This is a genomic window from Nostoc sp. PCC 7524, from assembly GCF_000316645.1.
In the GTDB taxonomy this organism is placed as follows: Bacteria; Cyanobacteriota; Cyanobacteriia; order Cyanobacteriales; family Nostocaceae; genus Trichormus.
The window spans coordinates 5,597,625-5,620,276 of the sequence record NC_019684.1 but is presented as its reverse complement, the minus strand read 5'-3'; the positions used below and the strand labels follow the sequence as shown (position 1 = coordinate 5,620,276).

23 protein-coding genes and 1 pseudogene are annotated in these 22,652 nt (G+C 40.1%); 10 read left to right on the top strand and 14 right to left on the bottom strand.

Features of this window, described 5'->3' with window-relative positions; translation table 11 throughout:
• Positions 1-37: 37 nt before the first annotated feature.
• The 3 genes from NOS7524_RS22855 to NOS7524_RS22845 all read left to right on the top strand — a co-directional run bounded on the left by NOS7524_RS22855 (position 38) and on the right by NOS7524_RS22845 (position 2,551).
• A complete protein-coding gene (locus NOS7524_RS22855) occupies positions 38-952 on the top strand; it encodes a ferritin-like domain-containing protein (RefSeq protein ID WP_015140848.1) in 915 nt (304 codons plus the stop codon).
• A 40-nt stretch (positions 953-992) separates the two neighbouring features.
• On the top strand, positions 993-2,192 hold the full coding sequence (locus tag NOS7524_RS22850; RefSeq protein WP_015140847.1) for a hypothetical protein: 1,200 nt from the start codon (positions 993-995) through the stop codon (positions 2,190-2,192).
• A gap of 74 nt (positions 2,193-2,266) precedes the next feature.
• Positions 2,267-2,551 carry a 2Fe-2S iron-sulfur cluster-binding protein gene (locus tag NOS7524_RS22845; RefSeq protein WP_015140846.1) on the top strand — a complete coding sequence of 95 codons (285 nt, stop codon included), beginning with the start codon at positions 2,267-2,269 and terminating at the stop codon, positions 2,549-2,551.
• Between the two features lie 170 nt (positions 2,552-2,721).
• Here NOS7524_RS22845 and NOS7524_RS22840 read toward each other — a convergent pair whose 3' ends face one another.
• Both NOS7524_RS22840 and NOS7524_RS22835 read right to left on the bottom strand, forming a co-directional pair.
• Complete coding sequence (locus NOS7524_RS22840) at positions 2,722-3,141, bottom strand: type II toxin-antitoxin system VapC family toxin (RefSeq protein ID WP_015140845.1); 420 nt, start codon at positions 3,139-3,141, stop codon at positions 2,722-2,724.
• Positions 3,138-3,416 carry a DUF2281 domain-containing protein gene (locus NOS7524_RS22835; protein WP_015140844.1) on the bottom strand — a complete coding sequence of 93 codons (279 nt, stop codon included), beginning with the start codon at positions 3,414-3,416 and terminating at the stop codon, positions 3,138-3,140. The genes NOS7524_RS22840 and NOS7524_RS22835 overlap by 4 nt, the downstream gene beginning before the upstream one ends.
• A 257-nt stretch (positions 3,417-3,673) precedes the next feature.
• On the opposite strand from NOS7524_RS22835, the gene NOS7524_RS22830 reads away from it, so the two are divergent.
• From NOS7524_RS22830 to NOS7524_RS22820, 3 genes are read left to right on the top strand one after another with little or no spacing between them, the layout of a single operon-like run.
• Positions 3,674-4,696 carry an aromatic ring-hydroxylating dioxygenase subunit alpha gene (locus tag NOS7524_RS22830; protein WP_015140843.1) on the top strand — a complete coding sequence of 341 codons (1,023 nt, stop codon included), beginning with the start codon at positions 3,674-3,676 and terminating at the stop codon, positions 4,694-4,696.
• 4 nt (positions 4,697-4,700) lie between these two features.
• Positions 4,701-5,453 (top strand): sterol desaturase family protein, encoded by a 753-nt coding sequence (locus NOS7524_RS22825; protein WP_015140842.1) that lies wholly within the window; start codon positions 4,701-4,703, stop codon positions 5,451-5,453.
• Positions 5,450-6,058, top strand: coding sequence for a DapH/DapD/GlmU-related protein (locus tag NOS7524_RS22820; protein ID WP_015140841.1), 609 nt, complete (start codon positions 5,450-5,452; stop codon positions 6,056-6,058). Before NOS7524_RS22825 ends, NOS7524_RS22820 begins: the two co-directional genes overlap by 4 nt.
• A 61-nt stretch (positions 6,059-6,119) precedes the next feature.
• Here the strand turns inward: NOS7524_RS22820 and NOS7524_RS22815 are convergent, their stop codons facing one another.
• The 3 genes and pseudogenes from NOS7524_RS22815 to NOS7524_RS22805 form a co-directional block, all read right to left on the bottom strand.
• Positions 6,120-6,350, bottom strand: a complete 231-nt coding sequence (locus NOS7524_RS22815; RefSeq protein ID WP_015140840.1) for a DUF433 domain-containing protein — start codon at positions 6,348-6,350, stop codon at positions 6,120-6,122.
• A gap of 86 nt (positions 6,351-6,436) precedes the next feature.
• Entirely contained in the window at positions 6,437-6,661 is a 225-nt protein-coding gene (locus NOS7524_RS22810; protein ID WP_015140839.1) for a DUF433 domain-containing protein, read from the bottom strand.
• A 71-nt stretch (positions 6,662-6,732) separates the two neighbouring features.
• Positions 6,733-7,543: pseudogene (locus NOS7524_RS22805) on the bottom strand (IS5 family transposase).
• Positions 7,544-7,693: 150 nt separating this feature from the next.
• On the opposite strand from NOS7524_RS22805, the gene NOS7524_RS22800 reads away from it, so the two are divergent.
• Positions 7,694-7,924, top strand: coding sequence for a DUF433 domain-containing protein (locus tag NOS7524_RS22800; protein WP_015140838.1), 231 nt, complete (start codon positions 7,694-7,696; stop codon positions 7,922-7,924).
• The gene (locus tag NOS7524_RS22795; RefSeq protein WP_015140837.1) at positions 7,921-8,253 is read left to right on the top strand and encodes a DUF5615 family PIN-like protein; all 333 of its coding nucleotides are present in this window, start codon (positions 7,921-7,923) and stop codon (positions 8,251-8,253) included. Before NOS7524_RS22800 ends, NOS7524_RS22795 begins: the two co-directional genes overlap by 4 nt.
• A 92-nt stretch (positions 8,254-8,345) precedes the next feature.
• On the opposite strand, the gene NOS7524_RS22790 is transcribed toward NOS7524_RS22795, so the two are convergent.
• Positions 8,346-9,479, bottom strand: a complete 1,134-nt coding sequence (locus NOS7524_RS22790; protein ID WP_144050903.1) for a DUF3800 domain-containing protein — start codon at positions 9,477-9,479, stop codon at positions 8,346-8,348.
• Positions 9,480-9,709: 230 nt separating this feature from the next.
• Between NOS7524_RS22790 and NOS7524_RS22785 the strand changes: the two genes are divergently transcribed.
• Positions 9,710-11,221 (top strand): GH3 family domain-containing protein, encoded by a 1,512-nt coding sequence (locus tag NOS7524_RS22785; RefSeq protein WP_041555917.1) that lies wholly within the window; start codon positions 9,710-9,712, stop codon positions 11,219-11,221.
• A gap of 24 nt (positions 11,222-11,245) precedes the next feature.
• Here the strand turns inward: NOS7524_RS22785 and NOS7524_RS22780 are convergent, their stop codons facing one another.
• From NOS7524_RS22780 to nfi, 7 genes are all read right to left on the bottom strand, one after another.
• On the bottom strand, positions 11,246-11,965 hold the full coding sequence (locus NOS7524_RS22780; protein WP_015140834.1) for a GDSL-type esterase/lipase family protein: 720 nt from the start codon (positions 11,963-11,965) through the stop codon (positions 11,246-11,248).
• Between the two features lie 217 nt (positions 11,966-12,182).
• Positions 12,183-14,138 (bottom strand): FHA domain-containing protein, encoded by a 1,956-nt coding sequence (locus tag NOS7524_RS22775; protein WP_015140833.1) that lies wholly within the window; start codon positions 14,136-14,138, stop codon positions 12,183-12,185.
• An 81-nt stretch (positions 14,139-14,219) separates the two neighbouring features.
• Positions 14,220-14,804, bottom strand: coding sequence for an FHA domain-containing protein (locus NOS7524_RS22770; protein WP_041555916.1), 585 nt, complete (start codon positions 14,802-14,804; stop codon positions 14,220-14,222).
• Positions 14,805-15,235: 431 nt separating this feature from the next.
• Positions 15,236-15,631, bottom strand: coding sequence for a hypothetical protein (locus NOS7524_RS22765; protein ID WP_015140831.1), 396 nt, complete (start codon positions 15,629-15,631; stop codon positions 15,236-15,238).
• The gene (locus tag NOS7524_RS22760; protein WP_015140830.1) at positions 15,628-15,987 is read right to left on the bottom strand and encodes a DUF433 domain-containing protein; all 360 of its coding nucleotides are present in this window, start codon (positions 15,985-15,987) and stop codon (positions 15,628-15,630) included. The genes NOS7524_RS22765 and NOS7524_RS22760 overlap by 4 nt, the downstream gene beginning before the upstream one ends.
• Before the next feature lie 319 nt (positions 15,988-16,306).
• A complete protein-coding gene (locus NOS7524_RS22755; protein ID WP_015140829.1) occupies positions 16,307-18,268 on the bottom strand; it encodes a bifunctional serine/threonine-protein kinase/formylglycine-generating enzyme family protein in 1,962 nt (653 codons plus the stop codon).
• Between the two features lie 182 nt (positions 18,269-18,450).
• The gene (nfi, locus tag NOS7524_RS22750) at positions 18,451-19,116 is read right to left on the bottom strand and encodes a deoxyribonuclease V (protein WP_015140827.1); all 666 of its coding nucleotides are present in this window, start codon (positions 19,114-19,116) and stop codon (positions 18,451-18,453) included.
• Positions 19,117-19,254: 138 nt separating this feature from the next.
• Between nfi and NOS7524_RS22745 the strand changes: the two genes are divergently transcribed.
• Positions 19,255-20,088: a prohibitin family protein gene (locus tag NOS7524_RS22745; protein WP_015140826.1), complete on the top strand. Its 834-nt coding sequence runs from the start codon at positions 19,255-19,257 to the stop codon at positions 20,086-20,088.
• A gap of 292 nt (positions 20,089-20,380) precedes the next feature.
• Here NOS7524_RS22745 and NOS7524_RS22740 read toward each other — a convergent pair whose 3' ends face one another.
• Positions 20,381-21,970, bottom strand: coding sequence for a helix-turn-helix domain-containing protein (locus tag NOS7524_RS22740; RefSeq protein WP_041555425.1), 1,590 nt, complete (start codon positions 21,968-21,970; stop codon positions 20,381-20,383).
• Between the last annotated feature and the right edge of the window lie 682 nt (positions 21,971-22,652).

Sequence of the window (22,652 nt, the reverse complement as noted above, 5' to 3'; positions counted from 1 at the left end):
GACAGACATTATTAAACTAACTTTTCAATGCAATAGAATGATTAATACAAATTTAAAATATCAAGTTGCTGGACTTGACTTACCACATATAGATCCTGATAATCGTTTGCGGCGCATACTGACAGCAGCATTACCAAATCAAAGCGAGAATTCTTTACATCCTCAATACGATTATTGGGATGCAACATTTTTTAATCTGCATCAAGTTCAAATTTTTCAACAAGCCAGTGAAAACGAACAGTTAGCTATACTTCAACTCCTCAATCGCGGCTTGTTAACAGAATCCTATTTTATTGAAAAAGCAGGCGTTGGCTACATGGCCAAGATGGTGATGTTAGCAGAAACAATAGAAGAGCGAATGCTCTACGCCATGTTTACAGCCGATGAAGCCACCCATTTAAACCAAATCAGCCATTTTTTACCAGAAACACAACAAACTCACACTGACGATCCATTTCTGCGGTTACTAGCAGAAGTCGTGGAAAGTGCAGACAAAACAGTATTGTTATTTGTGCTTCAGGTTGTCTTAGAAGGATGGGGTTTGAGTCATTATCGCCGCTTGGCTAAATCATGTCAGCATCCAGCCTTAGCAAAACTATTCTCCAGTTTTCTGGACGCAGAAGCCCGTCATCACAGCACAGGCTCAACATTATTTAACCAAACTCCTATGACACCCGACAGTAAAACAACCATCCTCGAAGTATTAACCAAATTTCTCTTCATGATACAAATCGGCCCACAAAGCATATTATCAGCCATCGAACAAGTAAAAGGACATCTGTCGCGATCGCAAAAAATCCAAATTCTCGAACAACTGGACACACAAACCCACAGTGCTACAAGATTACAAATACTGCGATCGCTCATGCAAAAAACCACCGCAAATGTAATAGTTCAAACATTAGAAACACAAAGATCATTCACACCCCTCCCCCCTCACCAATGCGTATAAACCCTCTCTCTGCGCCTTTGCGCCTTTGCGCGAAACTTCTATGAACCAAACCACCCATCGCAAACTCCAAATCAACCACACCCGCAACAAACAGCAAGATCACACGGCTGTAATGGAAGAAACAGCCGCCAACTTCCGCTACGAAGATTGTCAAAACGAATATTGGAATCCAGAAGAATTTTCCCTACTTTACGGTACACCCCTCTGGGAACAATCCACCCCGCACCAACGTATAATTTTAAACCATCTTTACTGGGTAGCCTACTACTCACAAATAGTCTCCGCCGAGATTGCAACCATCTATTTTAATCAAACCAGTGCAGCCGGTTTATATGCTCAAGAAGACTTCCGCTTAATCTGCGATACCTTAGACTTAGAATCCTCCCAAGAAAGAGCGCATATTAACGCTTTCCGCACCATAGCCAAACAAGTTGAGCAAGCCTTATTTGGTAAACTCATCTTTACATATCCCATGCGCGGCCCGTTTACAGAAACGATGGTTTATGCAGATACTAACGCTCTGAAAACTTGGTGGAAAAAAATTCAATTGCAATACTTCGGGTTGATATCTGCAAATAATACTTTTTTAGCTTGTCAGTATTTTACAGTCCGGGGAGTGCGGACACTAAACGGAAAATTAGTACAGCACAAACTCAGCAATTACTATCAGAAACATTCTCAGCCAGAGGTTGCACCAATTCCGGCGAAAATCTCTTATTATCACTTTTTAGATGAAAGTTTTCACTTCAATAGTTCTACAATTATTTCTCATGATGTGATTAACTATCTTCCTTCGCCAACTGCGTTTGAGCAATTAGTAGCGAATTTGGGGTTGTTGGGATGTCAGCGTGATCACTTTCATTTTTCGGCGGCGATTAACGGGATTTTTTGGTATGATCCAGCGTTGTATAGCAAGATTTATTATGTGTTGCGATCGCCTGTTTTTGAGATGGGTGACACTGACGCTAAGGAAATGATGCGTCGCTGTTTTACGGAGGAGTCGGAAGGGTTAAATCGAAGTTTTTTAACTCATCAGGAGGCGATGGCATCTTATAAGGTTTATGTGGAAAAGTTAGATTATCTTTGGCGGCGTAATCGGGAGATGTCTTTGATGGGGGGTAATTCTATTTCTCGATGTTTGGAGATGCAAAAAAGGGCTTTTGGGAGGTTTGAAGGGTATTGTCGTGAGGAGTTGGAGGGTTTGTTTTTGTCTCACGCAAAGGCGCAGCGAAAAGTCTGAGCGGAGGTTTCCTCCGATCAGAACTTTTCAAGACAAAGGCGCGAAGAAGAACGCAAGAGTTTGGCTTAAATACTATGTCTAATTTGTGTACTATTTCTTTTCCGGGTAGTGTTTATGAATCTTTGGTTCTGGAATGTCACCAAAATTTATCTGAGCATTTGACTATTCAAAATTCACCTGTTTTATTTGGTTGTCGGACTGGTATTTGTGGAACTTGTTTGGTTGAGGTAATTGGTGATATTCCTCCTCCTCAACCTGATGAACAGGAAATGTTAGATACATTTGCCCCAAATCATCCAAATGCACGATTAGCCTGTCAAATAGACATTACAGACAATGTGACTATCCGCACACTGTAATACAAGTAAACTTCTGATTCACTGAGGAGTAATTTTTTCTAAGTTTCCAGGTGCAACTGGCCACTTTTAAACCCTGTTTGCTATAAATTTTAATCTCTATTAGAATATAAAAACATCTCCTAAAATTGTTTCTTTTCACCACTGATTATTAACACTTTAATTTTAGTAAATCAACAAAACCAATTTTCTATTTTTAGAAGCTCGAAATCTTGAAAATCTGTCACATTATTTGTTACTAAAATCAAATCATTGGTAACTGCAATAGAGGCAATTTGCCCATCAACAAAAGCAGGTTTTCTACCAACTTTAGATAACCTTGCTCTTTCCTGGGCGTGATATTGTGCCGCTTGGAGATTATAATCAAATAAAGGAAGTTGTGCTAAAATCACATTGTTGATATAGTCTTCTATATCTTGACGTTTTTTAGACATAGGAAGACGCAAACAACCATATAACATCTCATGGATAACTACTGTAGCTGTGGCTATCTCTTGTCTATATAACCTTAGCTTTCCCATTACTTTATCATTGGGTTGAGGTCGTTTAGACTCAGACAAGATGTTAGTATCTAGCAAATACTTTAGACTCATAAATTAACTTCTCTTCCTGGTGATCTATCCCGCAAATTTTCAAAAGTATCATCATCAATACTTTCTAAATCCACCCTTTGTCTAAAGTCTTGTAAAGCTGACCAAAAATCATTAACCTCTTGATTGTCTGTTAAATTTTCTTGATTATCAGATATAGCAAGTGTTTTTATAGCTGATAATTTATATTGGAGAAATTGAATAAAATCTAAAACCTCTTGTTGTTTATCTGTGGGCAATTCTCGGAAGGTTTTTAAAACTGCTTGTTCCAAAGTCATAGTTTTACCTCTGCTCCTAACCTATACTACTCAGATACAATTATATTCTCAAGCACATCAGAAAACATATTTATTTAAATAAATATAAATTCGCCATTGTAATAGCAACATTTGTATCAATTTAAATTAGCATGATTGAGATTTTTCATTTACATGATTTTTGCTTGATGTTTCTGTGTAAATTAGCTCTTTTGGAATTTTATAGATACAGTAATGTAGTCATATTTAAGAAATGGCTTTCAATAATATCATCTACTATGCAATTTGCAGATTTTTGGTATATTGTCACACTCAGTGAGCAGCTAAAATCTAACACGGTGCTGGCGCGATCGCTTTTAGGCGAGTGGTTAGCAATATTTCGCGGTGAAGATGGACAACCTGTGGCGTTGCGCGATCGCTGTTTACATCGCAGTAGTCGTTTGTCGGCAGGAAATGTCTGTCAAGGTGCTTTACAATGTCCCTATCATGGTTGGGTATACGATCGCAATGGTAAAGTAATTGCTGTTCCGGCTGAGGGTGTTGATTTTCAACCTTCGCAGCAGCGTCAAGCCAAAGCTTACGCGACTAAGGAACAAGACGGATATGTATATGTGCGGTTAGCTGAAAACCCCAGCGTTGACTTTGCACCCTTTTCTATGCCTCACTATGGAGAAGCTGGTTGGGAGACGGTGCGGGTAATTAATCGGTTTGCGAATAACGTCACCAATTGTGCAGAAAATTTTATTGATATTCCTCATACAGCTTTTGTACATCCTGGTGTTTTTCGGACTTCGCGCCAGCAAAAGTTAGAGATGACGGTTGAGCGTGAAAATGGTGCGGTGTTGGTGGAATATCGTAACGAAAACAGTAATTTGGGATGGTACACGCGGTTTTTAAATCGAGAAGGCGCAGAGATTAAACATAGCGATCGCTTTTATATGCCCAATATTACCTCTGTGGAATATCAAATGGGACGCGATCGCCATTTATTTATTACCAGTCAATCTATCCCCGAAACCGAAAATTCCACTTTGGTCTACACTGATGTTACTTATAACTACGGCATTTGGAATAAATTAGCGCGTCCGTTTGTCTGGTGGACGGCGCAACATATTATCCGCCAAGATGTAGAAATTTTGGCGATTCAGGGTGAAGTAATTGCTAAATACGGTACACAATTTGCTCATACTCCGGCTGACACAATTCATGTGTTTGTTGAGTCCATTAGAGCAGCGATCGCTCGTGGAGAAGACCCACGATTATTGCCAAAGCAATCTGTGAAGGTGACATTTTGGGTTTAATCTTGTGAATATACAAAACTTGGCACAATTGATAATTTTCGGTGCATTTATTGGCTTAGTTGGCTGGACAATTAGTAATCAATTTGGACGCACTCAACTAAAAATTAAAAGCCGAGAAGATTGGTTAATAGATACTCTTGGGTTAACAATTCAAGGGATTTTAATTCCCTTATTACAAGTAACTTTAGTTTATAATATTTACCAATATTTATTACCAAATCAACATGGACATTTAAACTTATCACCAATTTTATCTTTTATTATTAGCTTTGTTGTGGCTGATTATTTATATTACTGGAATCATCGTTTATTGCATAGTAAATGGTTTTGGCAAGTGCATCAAGTGCATCACACAGTCACACAGATGGATGTCTTAGGTACTTCTCGAAACACTATCTGGACAAGCTTACTAATTATTTATTTATGGGTACACACTTTATTTCTATATCTATTAGCTGATCCCACAGGTTATTTACTAGGAGTCAGTCTCACTTCTGCCCTAGATTTATGGAGACATAGCCGCTTGATTATTCCTACCAATCATTGGCTGTATCAATTTGTGTCTCCCTGGTTGATTTTACCCCAGGATCATGCTTGGCATCATTGCAGTGAAAATTATCATTGCAACTATGGTGCTAATCTGAAACTTTGGGACAGGTTACATGGCACTTATTATCACAGTAACGCCTTACCATCGGCGATAGGTATTTCTAGTTCCTTAACTTTGACTCAAAAACTTTTCTTTCCCTTTTCATGACACTTCTAAGTAAGATTCTCTTATTTTTTCCTACCCTAGTATTTATGCTCACTGGGACTGCAATCTTTTATTTTGCCTATTCACCCAGTATTTTCAGCCTAATAGCTGTATTTTTTTCTATTTACGGCTTTCCTGTGCTAGTTTATCGCTGCCATCAATGGGTGTATCCTGTGCAGGAGGGTATTAGTTATTTACTAAGTAAAGAATATAGTCCTTGGTGGGGTAGTCATCAAATCCAGTCCATTTATATTGCAATCCCAGCTTTGGAGGCAGTGCTGCGGTTGATTCCTGGCGCGTTTTCGATGTGGTTGCGCTTATGGGGTGCGAAAGTAGGAAGAGATGTTTACTGGACACCGGGATTAGAAATTGCCGATCGCGGTTTAATAGAAATAGGCGATCGCGTGGTTATCGGTCATCGTGTCGGAATTTATTCCCATGTCATCAAACCCCGTAAGCATGACTTAATGTTGTATGTCAAAAAAGTGAAGATAGGTAGCAATGTGTTTGTCGGTGCTGGCTCTCATCTTGCTCCCGGTGTAGTGATTGCTGATAATACCTTTATTGGGGCTGCCACAAACCTTTATCCTAACCAGCAGGTACAGTAATTTGTCGTAGTGCTTCAACTGCATCGAGGGGAAAGTTTTCGTTAGCAAGGAAACGCATGAATTAGGTAGGAATGGCGTAAATTTTTTCAGACTTGAGAGCAGCACTGGCGTAACTGAGACAGGCTTGGATATCCGTCATGGTAATACCTGGATAATTACGAAGAATTTCATCAGTAGTCCAGCCTTGAGCAAGAAGATCAATAATAAATTCAACAGCCAGTCGTGTTCCCTTGATAATGGGTTTACCAACCAAGATATTGGGATCGAGAATTATTCGAGTTTGCCAGTCCATGATTTTACAGGTTATTTAGAGTCTTTTGGTTACTACCAATACTATTAAATAGTAAGGTTGTGGAGTGGAAATAACTTGCGATCGCATCAAGCAGGATTCGCATAGGCTGTCAGCATTTCCTTGGCTAATTCAAGGGCGGCGATCGCCTGATCACGACTAACACTGGGAAAATGATCTAAGAATTCATCGAGTGAATCGCCTGCTTCGAGATAATCAAGCAAAGTTTTCATTGGCACACGAGTTCCAACAAAAACAGGAGTTCCTCCCAGGATGTCAGGGTCACTATGAATAACACGCTTTGCGGCTGTCATGTAAGTTATCCGGTATAGCAGGAGTAACTCTGATCTTAGAGGATGTTTGAAAAGTTTTAGGGAGTCAAAAATTAAGCCAATCGCTTCACCATAATACGGATCATTGCAAGATAGATAAAAGTTTCTGAGGTTTCGGGCAATAATTCATAATCTCTGACCAATCGCCGACATCCCATGAACCAGCCAAAAGTGCGTTCCACCACCCAACGTTTTTTGAGTAAAACAAAGCCCTTGCTTTGCTCTGGTCGCAGCACCACCTGTACAATCCAGCGACAAAAATTCATGACCCACTGCATGAACGGTTCCCCATCAAAGCCACCATCAACCCAGATGGTGGTTAACCGAGATTGTGGCTGAGACTGTTTAACTCGTTGGAGAACTTGTTTGCCTCCTTCTCGCTCACCGACATTGGCTGCTGTTACCAAAACCCGCAGCACTAACCCCAAGGTATCAACGGTCATAAATCTCTTGCGTCCTTTGATTTTCTTGCCAGCATCAAAGCCTACTGATTGACTCACCATTGCCGCACTCTTGACGCTTTGGCTATCAATTATCGCTTCCGATGGACTCGGATGACGTTCAATTTCGATTCTCGTCCACTCTCGGAGACTATCGTGAATGTGCAACCATGTCCCGTCTTTACGCCAGTTTCGGAAATATGTGTACACTGTTTGCTCTCGTAGGAAAGTCCCCAGGTAGCGTAGGCGTAGCCCGCCGTAGGCATCGCCATCTCACTCCTTCTAGCAGGATGTAAAAAATTGCATTCAGGACTTCCCACATATCGACTTCACGCTTACGACCACCCGGTTTCCCTTCTGGAATCAAGTCGCTAAGAAATTCATATTGTGCGAGGCTCAGGTTACTGGGGTAAGCTTTACTCATGTCGCTCTCTCGGTGCTGTTGATTATCTATTCACAGCGTATACTGAGAGAGCTTTTTTACAACATACCTGACTTTTCAAACACCCTCTTAAGCTATAACTAAGTTAGCCTGCTCTAGACTTAAATATAAACCTAACAACCCGTCTATATTATGAGCTATCGCGACATCATTACTATTGAACCGGATAAACGTGGTGGCAAACCTTGTATCCGACGGATGAGGATTACGGTTTATGATGTTCTTGGCTGGCTAGCTGCTGGAATGTCTATTGCTGAGATTATTGACGACTTTCCTGAATTGACAGAAACAGACATTAGAGCCTGTCTAGAGTTTGCGGCTGATCGCGATCATCGTCTAGTTGCTTCGGTGAGTGTCGCTTGAAACTACTATTTGATCAAAACCTCAGCCGAAAATTAGTTACTCGCTTGGCTGATATTTTCCCCAATGCTAGCCATGTACAGTTTTATGAACTAGCTGAGAAAACAGATACAGAGATTTGGGAGTTTGCTAAGTTGAACGATTTCTGCATTGTCACTCAAGATGCAGATTTTGCAGAAAGAAGTCGATTGTATGGTTCTCCGCCGAAAGTAGTATGGTTAAGATGTGGAAATGCGCCTACTCATCAAGTTGAATCTCTCATCCGTGCTGGACAAGGAGCAATTCAAGAACTTTTAGAGAAGCCTAATCTTCATTGTTTAGAACTGCATTAATTCATTTATTTGAGGCGGTGCGTTTACGGTGGCAACGCACCCAACGAGATTAGCGATCACGCTATTTTATGGCATTACGGTGCAGAGACTTGTTATGCGTAGTTTCTATTTCTAATTTCACGTATTAAGTTCATTTTTGTCAATTCTTCATAACTATCTATCGAATGTAAAAAAGCAACATTTTTGTTATGGGATTTATCTATCAAGTCTAGAAGCGAGTCAATGTTTTTCAGTTGTTTATCGGAGAAGGAAGCAAAATCATTTGCTATTTTTTCTCGTGAATTAGTGTTTATATAATTAGCAAGTTTACCCATTAAACCGACAAAAATGTCAGAAGCTTGAATAAGTAAGTTGCTTTGTGAGTCAACAAAAGAATAGTTTTTGATTTCTTTATCATCATCAATTATTTTGTAGTCTGAAAGGATTTCCGAAATCTCAACTTCATTATCAAAAATATGACTTGAATTTTTGAATAAATAAATAGGTCTTAGATAAAATTGCGAAAAGTTATTTATCAAAATATGGTCTTCTTCGTCCATTATAAATGGAAGTGATTCATGTTTTGTTACTTCTTTGAGTATTTGTCTGAGGCATTCTAATCCGAAGGGAAATTCTTCTGTTTCAATATATTTATCAAATATCCAAATTAATTCTTCAATGAATTTTAAAACTGATTTCTTTTTAATATTAGGATATTCAAAGTTATAAAATAGTTCAATTACAGACTCAATTTCGAGTTTTGCAAGCTTGTATATGTCATTTTTCAGGTAATTCCAGAAGCTTGGTTTCAACTGCATTGCTACTTCTGAGTTCACAATTGCAGAATCAACAATATCGACAATAGACCAATAAAGAATATTTAGACTTGAATAATGAATATATAAATTATTGCCGAAGAGGTATTCCAAAAATAAATTCAGTTTTCCAGATTTCAAGCAGTCAATAAACTCACCTCTAGCAATATGCTTAAGTTTTACTTCTTTAATATTTTTTTGTAAATTAAGCTTATCAAATAACGGTTTAATATCAGGTTGTGTTCCTTCGTAAACTAAACCACCTAAAACAAAATTAGCAGTAAAAGAGTAATTAAAGTCAATTTCCCTTACATAGAATTTTCTCAAATTATTTGTTTCGTCGTAGTAAAAAGTAAAAGAACCGTCAAAGTCTGCTTTCGGTACAAGCATCTTTGTCATTCTTCTAATATCGCTAATATTAAAATTTATCATTTACCGTCTCTTTTAATATCACGCATAACTATACAGGCAACTCTTGCCACCATATAAACAAATTTTTTGTATAACACCTGTTTCTAGGATATTATACAGCATCTTTCAGTGTAAATACTCTTCACGGAAGGACGGGGATCGCTCCGATATACCTTTAGCTACTTTCTTATCGTCAACGAGGCTATGAAAAAATAATATAGGATGTAATGATACTGGTTTACTTTGGTATGATGCGTCCGATTATTCAGCTTTTTGGGCAACTCCTCGCACCAACTGCGCGACGGTTTCATCAAGCATTGGATGACCCTGAATCAATGCAGACATCTGTGCAGAGGGAAATTTGCGATCGCCTAATTGCAACCCCATACGGTAAAGCCTTGGGAATTAATTCTATAGCTGATTGGGAACGTGTTCCAATTGTTGATTACGACACCCTTGCACCTTGGTTTGGCAAGCCCGAAAAACATCACCAAGGTCAGTCAATTTCACTCACACCCGAACCGATTTTATTCTATGAAAAAACTTCTGGTAGTAGTGGCGCAGTCAAATGGATTCCTTACACTCAATCCTTGCGGCGATCATTTAATCAAATGTTCTGCGTCTGGGCGCATGATTTAATTGCTAATGGGCCGAAATTCTCCACGGGTAAGCTTTACGCCTGCATTTCACCACAATTAAATCAATCGAATTCTCCATCTTTACAAGATGATTTAGATTATCTTGATGGTTGGCTGCGTTGGTTTTTGCGTCCTTGGTTGGTGATGCCTAATGGATTAAATCGTTTGCATGATCCGCAACAATTTAAACATCAGTTAGCCTTGGCATTATTGCAGGCTGAGACATTAGAAATTATTTCGATTTGGAGTCCGAGTTTCTTACAAGTACATTTAAAATATATTCAAGAAAATCATGAGTTATTGCGTGGGGAATTACAAGGCAGAATATCACGCGATCGCCTGCAACTTCTCGGCGACAATATACCCTGGACGCAACTCTGGCCAAGCTTAAAGCTGATTTCCTGCTGGGATAGTGCTAACGCCGCTGACCAAGCCAAGGGATTGCGATCGCAATTCCCCAATGTTTTAATTCAAGGTAAGGGACTGCTAGCAACTGAAGCACCAATGACAATTCCCTTGATTGCAGCACAGGGATATGTTCCGGTTTTAGATGAGGTGTTTTTTGAGTTTGAAGATGATACTGGTTCTTTGTATAAATTACACGAACTCAGCATTGGTCAAGAATACACAATCATTTTGTCACAGAAAGGCGGTTTGTATCGTTATCGAATTGGCGATCGCATCCGTGTGACTCATTACTATCACAATACACCCTGTTTAGAATTTCTGGGAAGACATCCAGCCGTTAGTGATTTAGTGGGTGAAAAGTTGCAAGAAAATTTTGTGCATCAAGCTTTGAATAGCATTAACTTACAAGGGACTCATTTTAAAAGTTTAGTTCCTATCGCTGATCCACCTCAGTATATTCTTTTACTTGATACTGCACAAGAAACACCAGAAATTCTTGCTCAACAACTAGATCAGGCTCTATCACAATCACATCATTATCATCGGGCGCGATCGCTGGGTCAACTTGCTCCACCAAAAGTTTTCATCTCCCAGCACACACCTGAAATTTTAGCTTTGCACCGCGCCCACAATGGTAGTGTTTGGGGAGGTATTAAGCATCAAATTTTAGCAACATCACCAATTAGCACTGAACTCTTACAAAAATTACAGATGTGATGTTTGCTGGATTTAATGTGATAATCACATGAGCTGATAACTAGGTCGGGCATGATATGCTGCTAGCGGTTCCCAATGAATTACATCTTCTAACAAAGCCTGATAGCCTAATGTATTGGGATGCAGTCCGTCTTCACTTAAGCGCAGGTTTCGCCAAGTTTCGCCGCGTGCTATCCATCGGTCAAAAATATCTAAATAGGGGATTTGTCGTTGATTGCAAGCTATTTTAGTCGCTTCTTTATAGCGATATTGATCCACATGATTATAGTGCAAGCAATCTAGAAAAGGCATTTTGGTTTCATTGACAGGAACCATACCAATGAATAAGACAGGACAAAGTTGCTGTGCTTGATCTAATAGGGCAGCAATTTCTGATTCAAACACGGCAAAATCTGTATATTGTCTTCCATCAGGACGGCCTAAACGTGGTGAATCATTTACGCCTACGGAGAGGATAATTAAGTCGGGGACACGATTTCGCAATTCACCGCGATGGCGAAATTCTACTTCTAGCCTTTGTGCTACTTGCTGGGTGCGATCGCCTCTTACTCCCAAATTGTACAGGACGTGACCAGAACTATTCGGCAACATCCAAGAGCGCCGCAATTGTTCTACCCAGCCTCCCTTGTCGGGGTCGCCAAAACCATATACTAAGCTATCCCCCAGTGCGACAATCTTCAAAGGCTGACATTGATTTGGTGATAAAGACAGCTGCATTGAGGAATGAACTGGTAATGTTTGCATCTTAAAAGAGTTTATTTTATATCTTTACAAGATTCTATACATTTCTACACCATTAACAAGTATATTTTCTGCATTTTGGCATGAAGATTGGGGATTGGGGATTGGGGACTGGGGACTGGGGATTGGGGATTGGGAAGATGAGGGGGATGTAGCTTTAGCTGATTTGGGCAGAAGCTCCAAGTCTCACCCTGCTACTGTTAACACAACTCAACAGTCACTATGGCGATTGATTAAATACCCACTTTAACCACTGTGCAGAAGAACTGAAGGGATTTAAAGGACGCAATCCTGGCGCACGGGCGGCGGCAAGTCCATCAACGGCGACTAAGGCGGAGTATTGCAAACCCAGGAAACTATCAACGGCTGCGTAGGGGCCACCAAGAGTAATTGCCCCAGCTACATACATTTGACCTTTACCATTTCGCATTTCTGGGATTTCAAAGTTGTTGGCAACAGCCAAGCGCCCCAGGTAGTTCAGGGGTAAGTTGTAATGTTTGACTAAATCATCTAATAGGGGATTAGCTTGTACTTTGGCATCTAAACCTGTGGCATCAACAATAAAATCAGCCACCAGTTTCATTTCACCAAAACCTTTTTCTTTGATTTGGGTGATAGTGCGATTTTGTGCATCTCGTTCTACTGACAACACATCCCCAAAGGTGATTTGATACCAACCTTCTTTTAAGCCGTCTTCAGTAATTTTTTGCCAGTCGTAGCGGTCGGCGGTGGTTGTACCACCCCAATCTGTGAGTAGGCGTTGGCGTTCTTCTGGTGTAGCTTGTTCTAACATAACGCGCAGTTCACCACTCCAACAGGATTTAGGCCAGTTAAAGGGTTGAAATTCGTAATGATTTTTGACTAACCGTGTGGCTTTTTGAAATTTGTTGCCTTGGGGTTTAGGCGATCGCATTAAATGTAAAACTGTAATATTAGTATTTTTGCGTCTGGCTTCATAAATACGCTGCACAATCCGGGAAGCTACAATTCCTCGTCCCCTAATTAATACTGTTCCGCCTTGACGTTCTAATTGTTCATATACATGATCGTGCGCTTCATAAGCATTCACGACAGATTTAAAATCTTGATATTTTTCTCTATAAGCTTGTAAATCAGGAAGAAACTGAATCGCCGGATAGCCAGTAGCTAAATGTAAATAACGACTCACGAAGAAAGCGTGATTACCTTGTCCGCGAGAATAGGCTACACAATATCGACCATCATCGGTTTTGCGAATTGCCCTCACTCGTCCATAACGATAAATTTGACTCCAGCCAATCCGCTTGGCTTCTCTGTCAATAGAATCGAACACATTACTCGCACGGGGAGTATAAGTTTCAGCAAAGGTGGGTTCTCCAAATACCTGCCATAAATACCGCAAGGCTGTATCAGGTTTACCTTTACTTAAGTCGTGCCAAGCTTCTCGCCAAGCATAGCTAGGCCAACCCCAAATATTATCAGGACAAGAATCAGAATTAGACCGCAGTCTTTCATGTAAAGGAATTTGGGAATTCAAGCACAGGCGCTTATAACGGGCGTAAGGTTCTGGTTCTAACCCCAAAGCCACAATTTTTTCCGCACGCACACCACTAATTCGTAGTAAATCAGACCAGATAAAACTTCCTAGTCCGCCCCCAACTGCTAAAAAATCACATTCATCTACAGGTAAACCTGTGGCATGAAGTGCTTGGACAGCTACCTGTTCTGCCTGAAATGCTGAAGGTGGGAAATTACTTCCCAAAGGTGTGACAGCACGAGCTGGCGTTAAGCTGGGATCAGGGAGATTAGTATTAGGGTTAAATTGAATTAGAGAAGGGGGATTGCTGATTGGGGGAGTGGCATGATTAGCCAGCGTCACCATGATGATATAGGGGCCAATTTGCAACGTATCGCCGTTATTAATCACACTGCGCGGTTGACGTTGACCATTAACAATCACACCATTCACACTACCTTGGTCAATCACTACAAGTTGATTGTTTTCCCAGGTAATTAAAGCATGATAGCGAGATACTTCATTACTGTTTAACAGCATCCGCGCCACGCGCTGTCCGTCTACTTCCGCAGGTAAACGAGCAAATTCTCGACCAAAAGCTATAGGTACATCTAACTTTGGTTCTCGCCGTTCCCCCGTTGTTGGGTCTTCCCAAGTTAATTGAATTTGTATGTTAGTCATGATTAGTTAATAGGCAATAGGCAATAGGCAATTAGGCAATAGGCAATGGTTTTTCTCCCCTGCTCCCCTGCTTCCTCATCCTCAATTCCCCGGTGCTACCAACACGCTGACAGCCGCAGCTAAAGATGTACCACACCAACGGCAACCTACTTGTAAATCTTCCACTGGGGATACTTTATGACATTTAGGACACTCTAAACCATAAGTTCCTTGTACTGGTGTTGGTGGATGGTTATGTACAGGGGATGTTACTGAGTTATTTTGATTGGCTGGCTGTTGTCGTTGGTAGGGTGTGAATGGTTGGGGTGGGGTTAAAACTGTGGCAGCAATGGTATTAATATTAACAGCAGTCACTTGGAGTTGTAGTTGTCCCAAGTAGATGATGCTGCCTTGATTGAGCGGTCTTTCTCCCTGGATGAGTTGTTGTCCATCTATAAGTGGGGGATTTGGCGATCGCAAATTTCTGATATAAAAACTTTGTTGCTGAGAATTAAAAAATATTTCTACGTGCAGACCTGATACAGTCGGGTTAGTCAAAACAATGTCACACCGGAGTGGATCTCTACCGATGCGGACAGTACCAGGATTTTTACTGCGCTGTTGTTCGTAAATTTGCTGAGTTTTATTTTGACCTGCATCGTGCCACTGTAAAGTTAGTGCGTTCATTGGTCTAACTTGGGTATCTCTTAATTTAGCTACTTCAACTTTTCTCTGTGCGATTCCTAACACGATTAAGTGGTAGCAGGCAAGTTTTGAGAACAAACTTCAACAAATTAATACGGATTGGGGATTGGGGAGCCAGCCGCGTGGGCGGGTTTCCCGACTTGTAGCTTGCTTCCCCGAAGGGGTGCGGACTGGCGTGGCTGGGGAAGATGTAGAATTTATACTTATCTCGCCATCTAAAATTCGTCAAATGATGATATGAGTGTCTGAAATTTTAGCCGATTAGCTACCCTGGGCGGTCACGCGATCGCAACCCCAACCCATATTTACAGTTTGGTAGGGTGCGTCAGTATGAATAATTTCCGGGTATAGTTAGCTTCTCTCGCACTGACGCACCTTAGATTTCTACAAACTTTATGCTACATCAAATTATATTATGGGATAAAAACACGACCCATACCCATAAAGTTTTCGATGTCAATTACAATCTCTAAAATACGATCTACACATCGATTTCGATAAATTCGGTCTTCTAAAAATCGCTCAGGATTACTAATTGTAATCACAGGAAACGAATTGAGTTTATTTTCCTCACGTAAAACTTGCTCTAGCGAATCTTCACCTTTCATACTTCGATTAGCTGTCAGCAAAATCATCTGATTATTCTGAGCAATTTGCCAAACAACACGGTCACTGCTATCAATTGATAAATTGATCTCTTTGAACGTAAAAAACCGAATTGGTAGCAGTTCTAACCAGCCTTGAGTAGCAATATTACCTAATAGTATTTGTGCGTGTCCTCCCAAATTATGGTCAATGAGAAAATTCATGTCTCGCCTGCGTGTCTAGCTTTTTGTGCTTGGAGTTTAGCCCAAAGTTTCTCTTTGCCTGGCTGGGGTGATATCGTTGCCATATGTGCTAGATGCTGACGATTGCGTTCTTCCCAATATTGGCGATTTTCTTCGGCTTGTTTGAGAACAATATTGTATTCTGCTTCGACTGTGTGACGATTTTCCTCAATGTAAGATAGAGCCGCGTTAATTTGCTCATCTGTCAATTCCAATAAACTGCTGATGAACTTAGGCGGATAATGAGCTTTTACATAGTCCAACACATCATAAATCGTGATGCGTGTCCCTGCGATCGCTAAACCTCGTTCTGTACGAATTATGTCTACTGGACTCATAATCAAAAGATATATCTTTATTTAAATTTTAGGTGATCAGCTACCCTGGGCAGTTACGCGATCGCATCCTCAACCCATATTTACACTTTGGTAGGGTGCGTCAGTATGAATAATTTCTCGGTATAGTTAGGTTCTCTCGCACTGACGCACCTTACATTTTTTTATACTACTTGCTATAATTTTTGTTATGGTGTATGCTAACACTGATTTATAAAAAAAATTGAAAAAACCTGATCGCGCTGTGCGCTAAGGTTTAAGAAGAGAAAAGAGAAAGAAATGTAGAGAGCAAAAGGGCAACAGTGTAAAGGGTAAGTAATCCTCACGCCACGGACACCGCCACCACACGAAACCCAACATAGTTGACACAAATCGCGCGCGCGTACCAGCCGCGATAGGCAGAACGGCAATTCCTGGGACTTCGATCCCAACTACCGCCACGCAGCACCCTATCTTTACTTCTACTACTAGCCCACGCACTACCATCATTAGGGGCTGGATTATAATTGTCGTGCCACTCATCCTGACACCATTCGCATATATTACCACACATATCAAATAAACCAAAGGGGTTTGCAGGAAATGCCCCCACTTCACTTGTTTGTTGGTAAATATTGCCGTAATTCGCTAAATCTTTGGTAATTGTCTCACCAAAGTAATATGGAGTAGTCGTCCCCGCGCGACAAGCATATTCCCATTCCGCTTCACTCGGTAAACGATAAATTCTCCCAGTTTTTTGAGATAATCTCGCGCAAAACTCCACCGCCTCATCCCAAGAAACCTTTTCCACCGGACGGTTAGCACCTTTAAAATGCGATGGTTTGGGATTTAGATCAATATTCACCTTAGCAAAACCAGCAACAGCTTGCCATTGAGCTTGAGTGATAGGAAATTTACCCATGAAAAAGGGTTTTACATTAACTTGATGCTGTGGACTTTCAGAATCATATCGTCCTGGTTCATTTTCTGGTGAACCCATGAAAAATTTACCACCAGGAATTGGCAGCATATCTAAAACAACACCATTACCTAAGTTTTCTCTAAAATACTCAGCTTGCTGTTGTCGTTGCTGCTGTTGACGTAATTTTTCAGTTTCCTGCTGCTGTCGTTGTGATTCTGACTGTAGTGGCGCAAACACCCGTGCTTCTATCGCTGCAATATCTTCATTCCGCAGTCCCAAATATTGCTGATAGTCTTGTAAATCTTTTTGGGTTCGCTGGCTAAAGGGATATTCTTGCTTCACCGCATCAATTAACGCCTGTTCATACTCTTGTAACTTGCGTTGATACTCACGATAAGGTTGCAAAACTTGCTGTTGAATTTCTCTGGCTTCCTGTTCCGATAACCCCAACTCAACGCGCCTTGATTCTAATATTCTCAAGGCAAACACAGAAAAATTACCCTGGCTTTCCTGGGCGCGACTTGTAACTTCTTGCAGATATAATTCCTTGTTAACCTCAGATAAAACTGTCGCTGGTAATGGTGCTGTTACTGAGATTAAAGCTTGTAATGCTTCTGTAGCGTTAAGGTAGCGCATACTGAAGTGATGACGCACCATTTTAGTTAACACTTCAGCTAAATGATTGCTCACCTGGACTCGATTTTGCCAGATAATTTCCCCTGTTTGGCTGTCTTCTTCTAATTCTGAAGGCAAAACACCAGTCAAGGCTTGAATAGCCATTACCCCTAACGCATAAATATCGCTACCAAAACAAGGTTTACCGCGATATTGTTCATAAGACATATAACCAGGTGTACCAATCACCACGCTAGAATTGATTTCACCTTGGCTATTAATCATTAATGTCCCTAATTCTTTAACTGCGCCAAAGTCAATTAAGATAATCTTGCCATCTTGGCGACGCATCAAGTTCTGGGGTTTGATGTCGCGGTGAATTACTCCCTGTTGATGGACAAAGGAGAGGATTTCTAGGGCATCTTGTAAAAGTTTGGTGACATAACCTTCACTCAGTCGCTTACCAGAGAAGATTTCTCGACTTAAATCCTGTCCTTCGATAAACTCTTGTACTATGTAAAGATTCTGGTCTTGGTTAAAGTGTGCCAGTAGTTGCGGAATTTGAGGATGTTTCCCTAGTCTTTCGAGGATAGCGGCTTCTTTTTCAAAAAATTCAATAACACGGGTTTCGGTTTGGTTGGGACGTAGTTGTTTAACAACACACAAAGGTTTACTAGGTTGGAAATTATCCCTAGCCAGATATGTGACAGCAAAACCACCGCCACCTAGTAACTTGATGATTTCGTAGCGTCCCGCCAGCGTGTTCAAGATGAGTATAAACCCTGAGAAGCTTAATCAATTTCAGTGTAATTGCTCAGGGTTAAATCTGGCAATATGGACATGAGGTATTTTCAGTACCAATTCCCTATCCCACGCCGTGTGCAACTTTCTCTCAAACCTAACCCCCAACCCCTTCCCTACAAGGGAAGGGGAGTAAAAAGCCCAGTTTTTCATCTATTAGATGCTAGTTTATCAGCCACGCGGGTAGTTTCTGGTAAACGATACTTGGGTGTGCAACGCAGTACGTAATCAATTGCTGTCAGTAAACTGATTTTATGACCACTGGAAACATATACAGGCTTAACACCAGCACGAGTCCGTAAAACTGCACCTATAGTTTCACCTTTATGGATTAATGGTTGCCAACTGCCTTTAGTATCTGGTAATTCTTCATGCTTACCAATAAGTAATGATTTAGCTACGCCAATCGTCGGTAGATTGATAATCACCCCTAAGTGGCTAGCTATACCCAAACGGCGAGGATGAGCAATACCTTGTCCATCACACAAGATGATATCTGGCGTGGTTTGAATTTTTTCTAAAGCATCAAGTATGGCTGGGATTTCTCGGAATGATAAGAAACCAGGAATGTAAGGAAATGAAGTTGGACGATAGGCTAATTGAGTTTCAATAACTTGCAAATCAGGAAAACTCAGCACCGCTACAGCTGCACGGCTAATCGTACCATCAGCTGCAAAACCCATATCAACGCCAGCAACATACTTCACAGGTTGTGGAAGTTGATCATTTGTGATCACTTGCTCCCTTAATTTTTCTTGAATATTTATAGCTTCCTCTAAAGTTTGAGGCCAAGCATGAGGTTGATAAATCTTCATGTTTTTAAGTAATAATTAAAAATTTATTTTTGAAAAAGTTAGAGATGACTGTGTATCTACTGTTGTGATTAATTGTAATTTGTTTGTACTTTCTCCAGAAAGTGTATTTTGTTTATATATCAATCAGTGAATAAGAATATGCCTAATCTCCAAAATAGTGCTGCCACTAAATTCCAGTATGGTTTTTATCTGACTGGAGGGATAATTTTCCTATTATTAGCCATGATGTTTCGTCCATTTACAATTGTTAATGCTGGCGAACGTGGCGTAGTTATGCAATTTGGCAAAGTCCAAGATCAGGTTTTAGATGAGGGACTACATACCGTTATGCCCATTGTGACATCAGTAAGAAGAATTAGTGTGCGGGTGCAACAAAATACTTTTCAAGCTGATGCTGCTTCTAAAGATCTGCAACAAGTCAAAACTGAATTAGCTGTCAACTGGCACGTTGACCCCATGAAAGTGAATAAAGTGTTTCAACAAGTTGGGGATCAAGAACAGATAGTTACAGGTATCATTACTCCTGCTGTATCTGAAGTTTTAAAGGCTGCAACTGCCAAAAAAACAGCAGAAGAAATTATCACCAGGAGAACAGAATTAAAGGCGGAAATTGATAATAATTTGAAAGATAGGCTACAAGCTTATGGTTTGATAGTTGATGATGTTTCTTTAGTAAACTTTTCCTTTTCTCCAGAATTTAGTAGAGCAATTGAGTCTAAACAAATAGCTGAACAAGAAGCTAAACAAGCCGAATTTATTGCTAAGAAGGCAACTCAGGAAGCCCAAGCAGAAATCAATCGAGCTAAAGGACAAGCTGAGGCACAACGATTACAAAGGTTAACTTTGACATCGGAATTATTACAAAAGCAAGCAATAGAGAAATGGGATGGCAAGTTTCCAATGGTGATGGGCGGAAATGCTTCCCTACCATTGATTAATATTAATCCTAATAGCTTGACGAATAAAAATTAACAACCAAATACTCTGCGTTTCTCCGCGTAAACCTCTGCGCCACTCCGCGTTTAAAATTAATCTATTGACTCATACCAAGTCTATGAGAAGCTGCACCAAATAAACTCTGTAGAGACGTTGCATGCAACGTCTCTACAACAACCTATAAATTGCATCTTCATAAAGAAACGGTATCAAGTAAAAATTCAAATTTGCCGACAAGAAACAACTGTAACCGCCGATTAAGGTTAATCAATTAACACCAATTATTTATATATCGGCGGTTGATAAACTATAAAATCATTCCGACAATTTAAGCAATATTTAACACTTTCCGTAATATTGCTTGATCCTCTGACTTAGCCTTTAAGCGACCATTTTCTACATCTCGAATCCAGCTTTGGCTTTTACCTGTGAGCTTTGCTAACTCCCTTTGAGAGAGATTTAAAGTTTTTCGTGCCTGCAAAATCTGCTCACCCATTAAATCACCTGTGGTTGGAGATTTACGTCTCACTCTAGCAGTTCGCCGTTGTTTTTTTTCGGATTCAGATATTTGCCTTTCCCATTCTGGAGGCAATTCAAAAGCTAAAATCCGTGCATTCATTAACAAATTCCATTTACCGCGAGGGCCGCTATCTGTCAGGCGAGTTTCTCCACCAGCATCATTAATCCAAAACTCTAAGGCTTCATCTGGATCTTCGGGAATATCCATTAACTTCGCCCACAGGGGTTGAATTTCTAGAGGATAGGTAATTGGATCAAAAATAGGTTTAATTCCCAGATGATTAAGGATTTCTAAGTCATTTTCAAACGTTCTTAATAGGCGCTTGCGTTCTTCTCTATGCCTAGAAGCAAGGGTAACTTTTTCTTCGCCGTAGGCAATGCGGAGCAAGGTAGGAATAGTGATGCGTTGTTCCTTACCCATTTTGGTTTTAAACAGCAACCACAGCATGAGTCTGACTGCGCCTTCGTGTTGCTGCCAAATGCTCATGACTGTAGTTAATAAGGTTTTGGGCAGACTGCCATATTGATAGAAGGCGTTACGTTCCTTACAAGCTTGTTTATTCAAGAAGTGCTGCGCCCATATCCCGGCTCGAATTTTGAAGGTGAGTCCAATCAGATATTTGCAGCCTAGATCATCTTCTTGAAAGTGATGTTGAATGTTGACTAAGTGCCACAAGCGGCTATTTTGGACGGAAAATCCTTTGACTCTACCTTGTTGGGGCCAGTCTATAGAAATACTGAGTGAGCAAGCTTGTTGGACAAGGTTTTTCATTAAGGCTAGTTTAGCGGTTTTATTTAAGTCTTTACGTTTTTCTAGCCCTAAATATTTCTCTAGCTGTCGTTCATCAATGGCAAATTCTTGTTCCCAGGGCTGATCCAAGGCTGTAGCATGGGCAGCAAAAATTAAGTGGATACAAGCGGCTCGAATATCCAGCACTTCAATTGCACTGATATCTTTGGCAAATTCGCTGACTTGAAACGGATCTTGGATGTGAAAGGCGATCGCACCTTTTCCTTGGTTGACTTTTCTGCTATGGCATAGGTAGCCTGTTGCGTCGGTTTCCCAATTCAATGATGTACGTTGCGCTAGTACATTGCAAGCTTCCCAAATAACAATTGCAGAAGCAAATGGGTTATTTTTGCCATTAGAAAACAAGTCCGGACTGGTAGCATCTCTCGGCTCAACTTTACATCTCCCTTTCTTCGCCTGCCACGGTATGGGAGATTTAGTTGGACAAGCAATGACACATTTTGGCTCAGGATAGTAGCCTTCACAGTTATTACAAAGTAAAGGATCTATCCAATATTCATTATTTTCTATTTTGATTGCACCCGTAGGACATTGGGGACGGCAGTTGTCACATCCAACGCAACTGTTGTTAGGAATTGTGTAAGGCATATGGCTCTTTTCCCACTGGAATCGTTGAGATGTTCGGCTTAAGTCTCCCCTGGATGTGTCCTGTGTATTTTTCATTGGCTACCCAATTATTTATTGAGAAAGAAAAATCATTCTTGCTGCAATAATTTTCCACATCCATATTTAGACTTTGCACCCAATCGGAAGCTGTTTTAGGTTATTAATAGGAACCCAAAATAGTTTCTTCATTAAATAAAGATTTCATAAATATTTTTATAAATTTGTTCACAATGAGCTTAGAAAATGTTTTTAATAATTCAATAAATACTTAGTTTACGAACATTTTCATTTCACCTTAAAACCTTAGCCAAAGGATTTTTGTTGAATATTCATGACCATAATTATTTTCTTTATTGGGTTTATTAATAATTTTAAAGTTTAACCCAAATTAATAATCTGTTATAACGGCTACAAACTTTATTGGTGATGATATAACCATTATTTTTCAAAATTTTTAGTAATCAATATAAGTTAACTTGTATAATTACTTAGCAAAAATCAAGCGAAAGAAAAGTATAAAGGTATAAATATCAAAAACTATTATTTGTATATATGAATACTATTTTGTATCAAGTTAATTAATATCAATTAGTTGCAAATTAATATCATTAAAACTTGGAAAAATATGGCTATCTGGAGGTTTTTTGGGTAATTAAAAGTATCG

Excerpts from the sequence above, each read along its gene's own strand:
- NOS7524_RS22810 (WP_015140839.1), bottom strand. The coding sequence starts at position 6,661 with ATGACAGCCGCAAAGCGTGTTATTCATAGTGACCCTGACATCCTGGGA.
- NOS7524_RS22745 (WP_015140826.1), top strand. The coding sequence starts at position 19,255 with ATGCCTAATCTCCAAAATAGTGCTGCCACTAAATTCCAGTATGGTTTT.
- NOS7524_RS22830 (WP_015140843.1), top strand. The coding sequence starts at position 3,674 with ATGCAATTTGCAGATTTTTGGTATATTGTCACACTCAGTGAGCAGCTA.
- NOS7524_RS22855 (WP_015140848.1), top strand. The coding sequence starts at position 38 with ATGATTAATACAAATTTAAAATATCAAGTTGCTGGACTTGACTTACCA.
- NOS7524_RS22760 (WP_015140830.1), bottom strand. The coding sequence starts at position 15,987 with ATGAGTCCAGTAGACATAATTCGTACAGAACGAGGTTTAGCGATCGCA.
- NOS7524_RS22850 (WP_015140847.1), top strand. The coding sequence starts at position 993 with ATGAACCAAACCACCCATCGCAAACTCCAAATCAACCACACCCGCAAC.
- NOS7524_RS22770 (WP_041555916.1), bottom strand. The coding sequence starts at position 14,804 with ATGAACGCACTAACTTTACAGTGGCACGATGCAGGTCAAAATAAAACT.
- NOS7524_RS22840 (WP_015140845.1), bottom strand. The coding sequence starts at position 3,141 with ATGAGTCTAAAGTATTTGCTAGATACTAACATCTTGTCTGAGTCTAAA.
- NOS7524_RS22780 (WP_015140834.1), bottom strand. The coding sequence starts at position 11,965 with ATGCAAACATTACCAGTTCATTCCTCAATGCAGCTGTCTTTATCACCA.
- NOS7524_RS22775 (WP_015140833.1), bottom strand. The coding sequence starts at position 14,138 with ATGACTAACATACAAATTCAATTAACTTGGGAAGACCCAACAACGGGG.
- nfi (WP_015140827.1), bottom strand. The coding sequence starts at position 19,116 with ATGAAGATTTATCAACCTCATGCTTGGCCTCAAACTTTAGAGGAAGCT.
- NOS7524_RS22785 (WP_041555917.1), top strand. The coding sequence starts at position 9,710 with ATGCGTCCGATTATTCAGCTTTTTGGGCAACTCCTCGCACCAACTGCG.
- NOS7524_RS22835 (WP_015140844.1), bottom strand. The coding sequence starts at position 3,416 with ATGACTTTGGAACAAGCAGTTTTAAAAACCTTCCGAGAATTGCCCACA.
- NOS7524_RS22845 (WP_015140846.1), top strand. The coding sequence starts at position 2,267 with ATGTCTAATTTGTGTACTATTTCTTTTCCGGGTAGTGTTTATGAATCT.
- NOS7524_RS22790 (WP_144050903.1), bottom strand. The coding sequence starts at position 9,479 with ATGATAAATTTTAATATTAGCGATATTAGAAGAATGACAAAGATGCTT.
- NOS7524_RS22815 (WP_015140840.1), bottom strand. The coding sequence starts at position 6,350 with ATGGACTGGCAAACTCGAATAATTCTCGATCCCAATATCTTGGTTGGT.
- NOS7524_RS22740 (WP_041555425.1), bottom strand. The coding sequence starts at position 21,970 with ATGCCTTACACAATTCCTAACAACAGTTGCGTTGGATGTGACAACTGC.
- NOS7524_RS22820 (WP_015140841.1), top strand. The coding sequence starts at position 5,450 with ATGACACTTCTAAGTAAGATTCTCTTATTTTTTCCTACCCTAGTATTT.
- NOS7524_RS22765 (WP_015140831.1), bottom strand. The coding sequence starts at position 15,631 with ATGAATTTTCTCATTGACCATAATTTGGGAGGACACGCACAAATACTA.
- NOS7524_RS22800 (WP_015140838.1), top strand. The coding sequence starts at position 7,694 with ATGAGCTATCGCGACATCATTACTATTGAACCGGATAAACGTGGTGGC.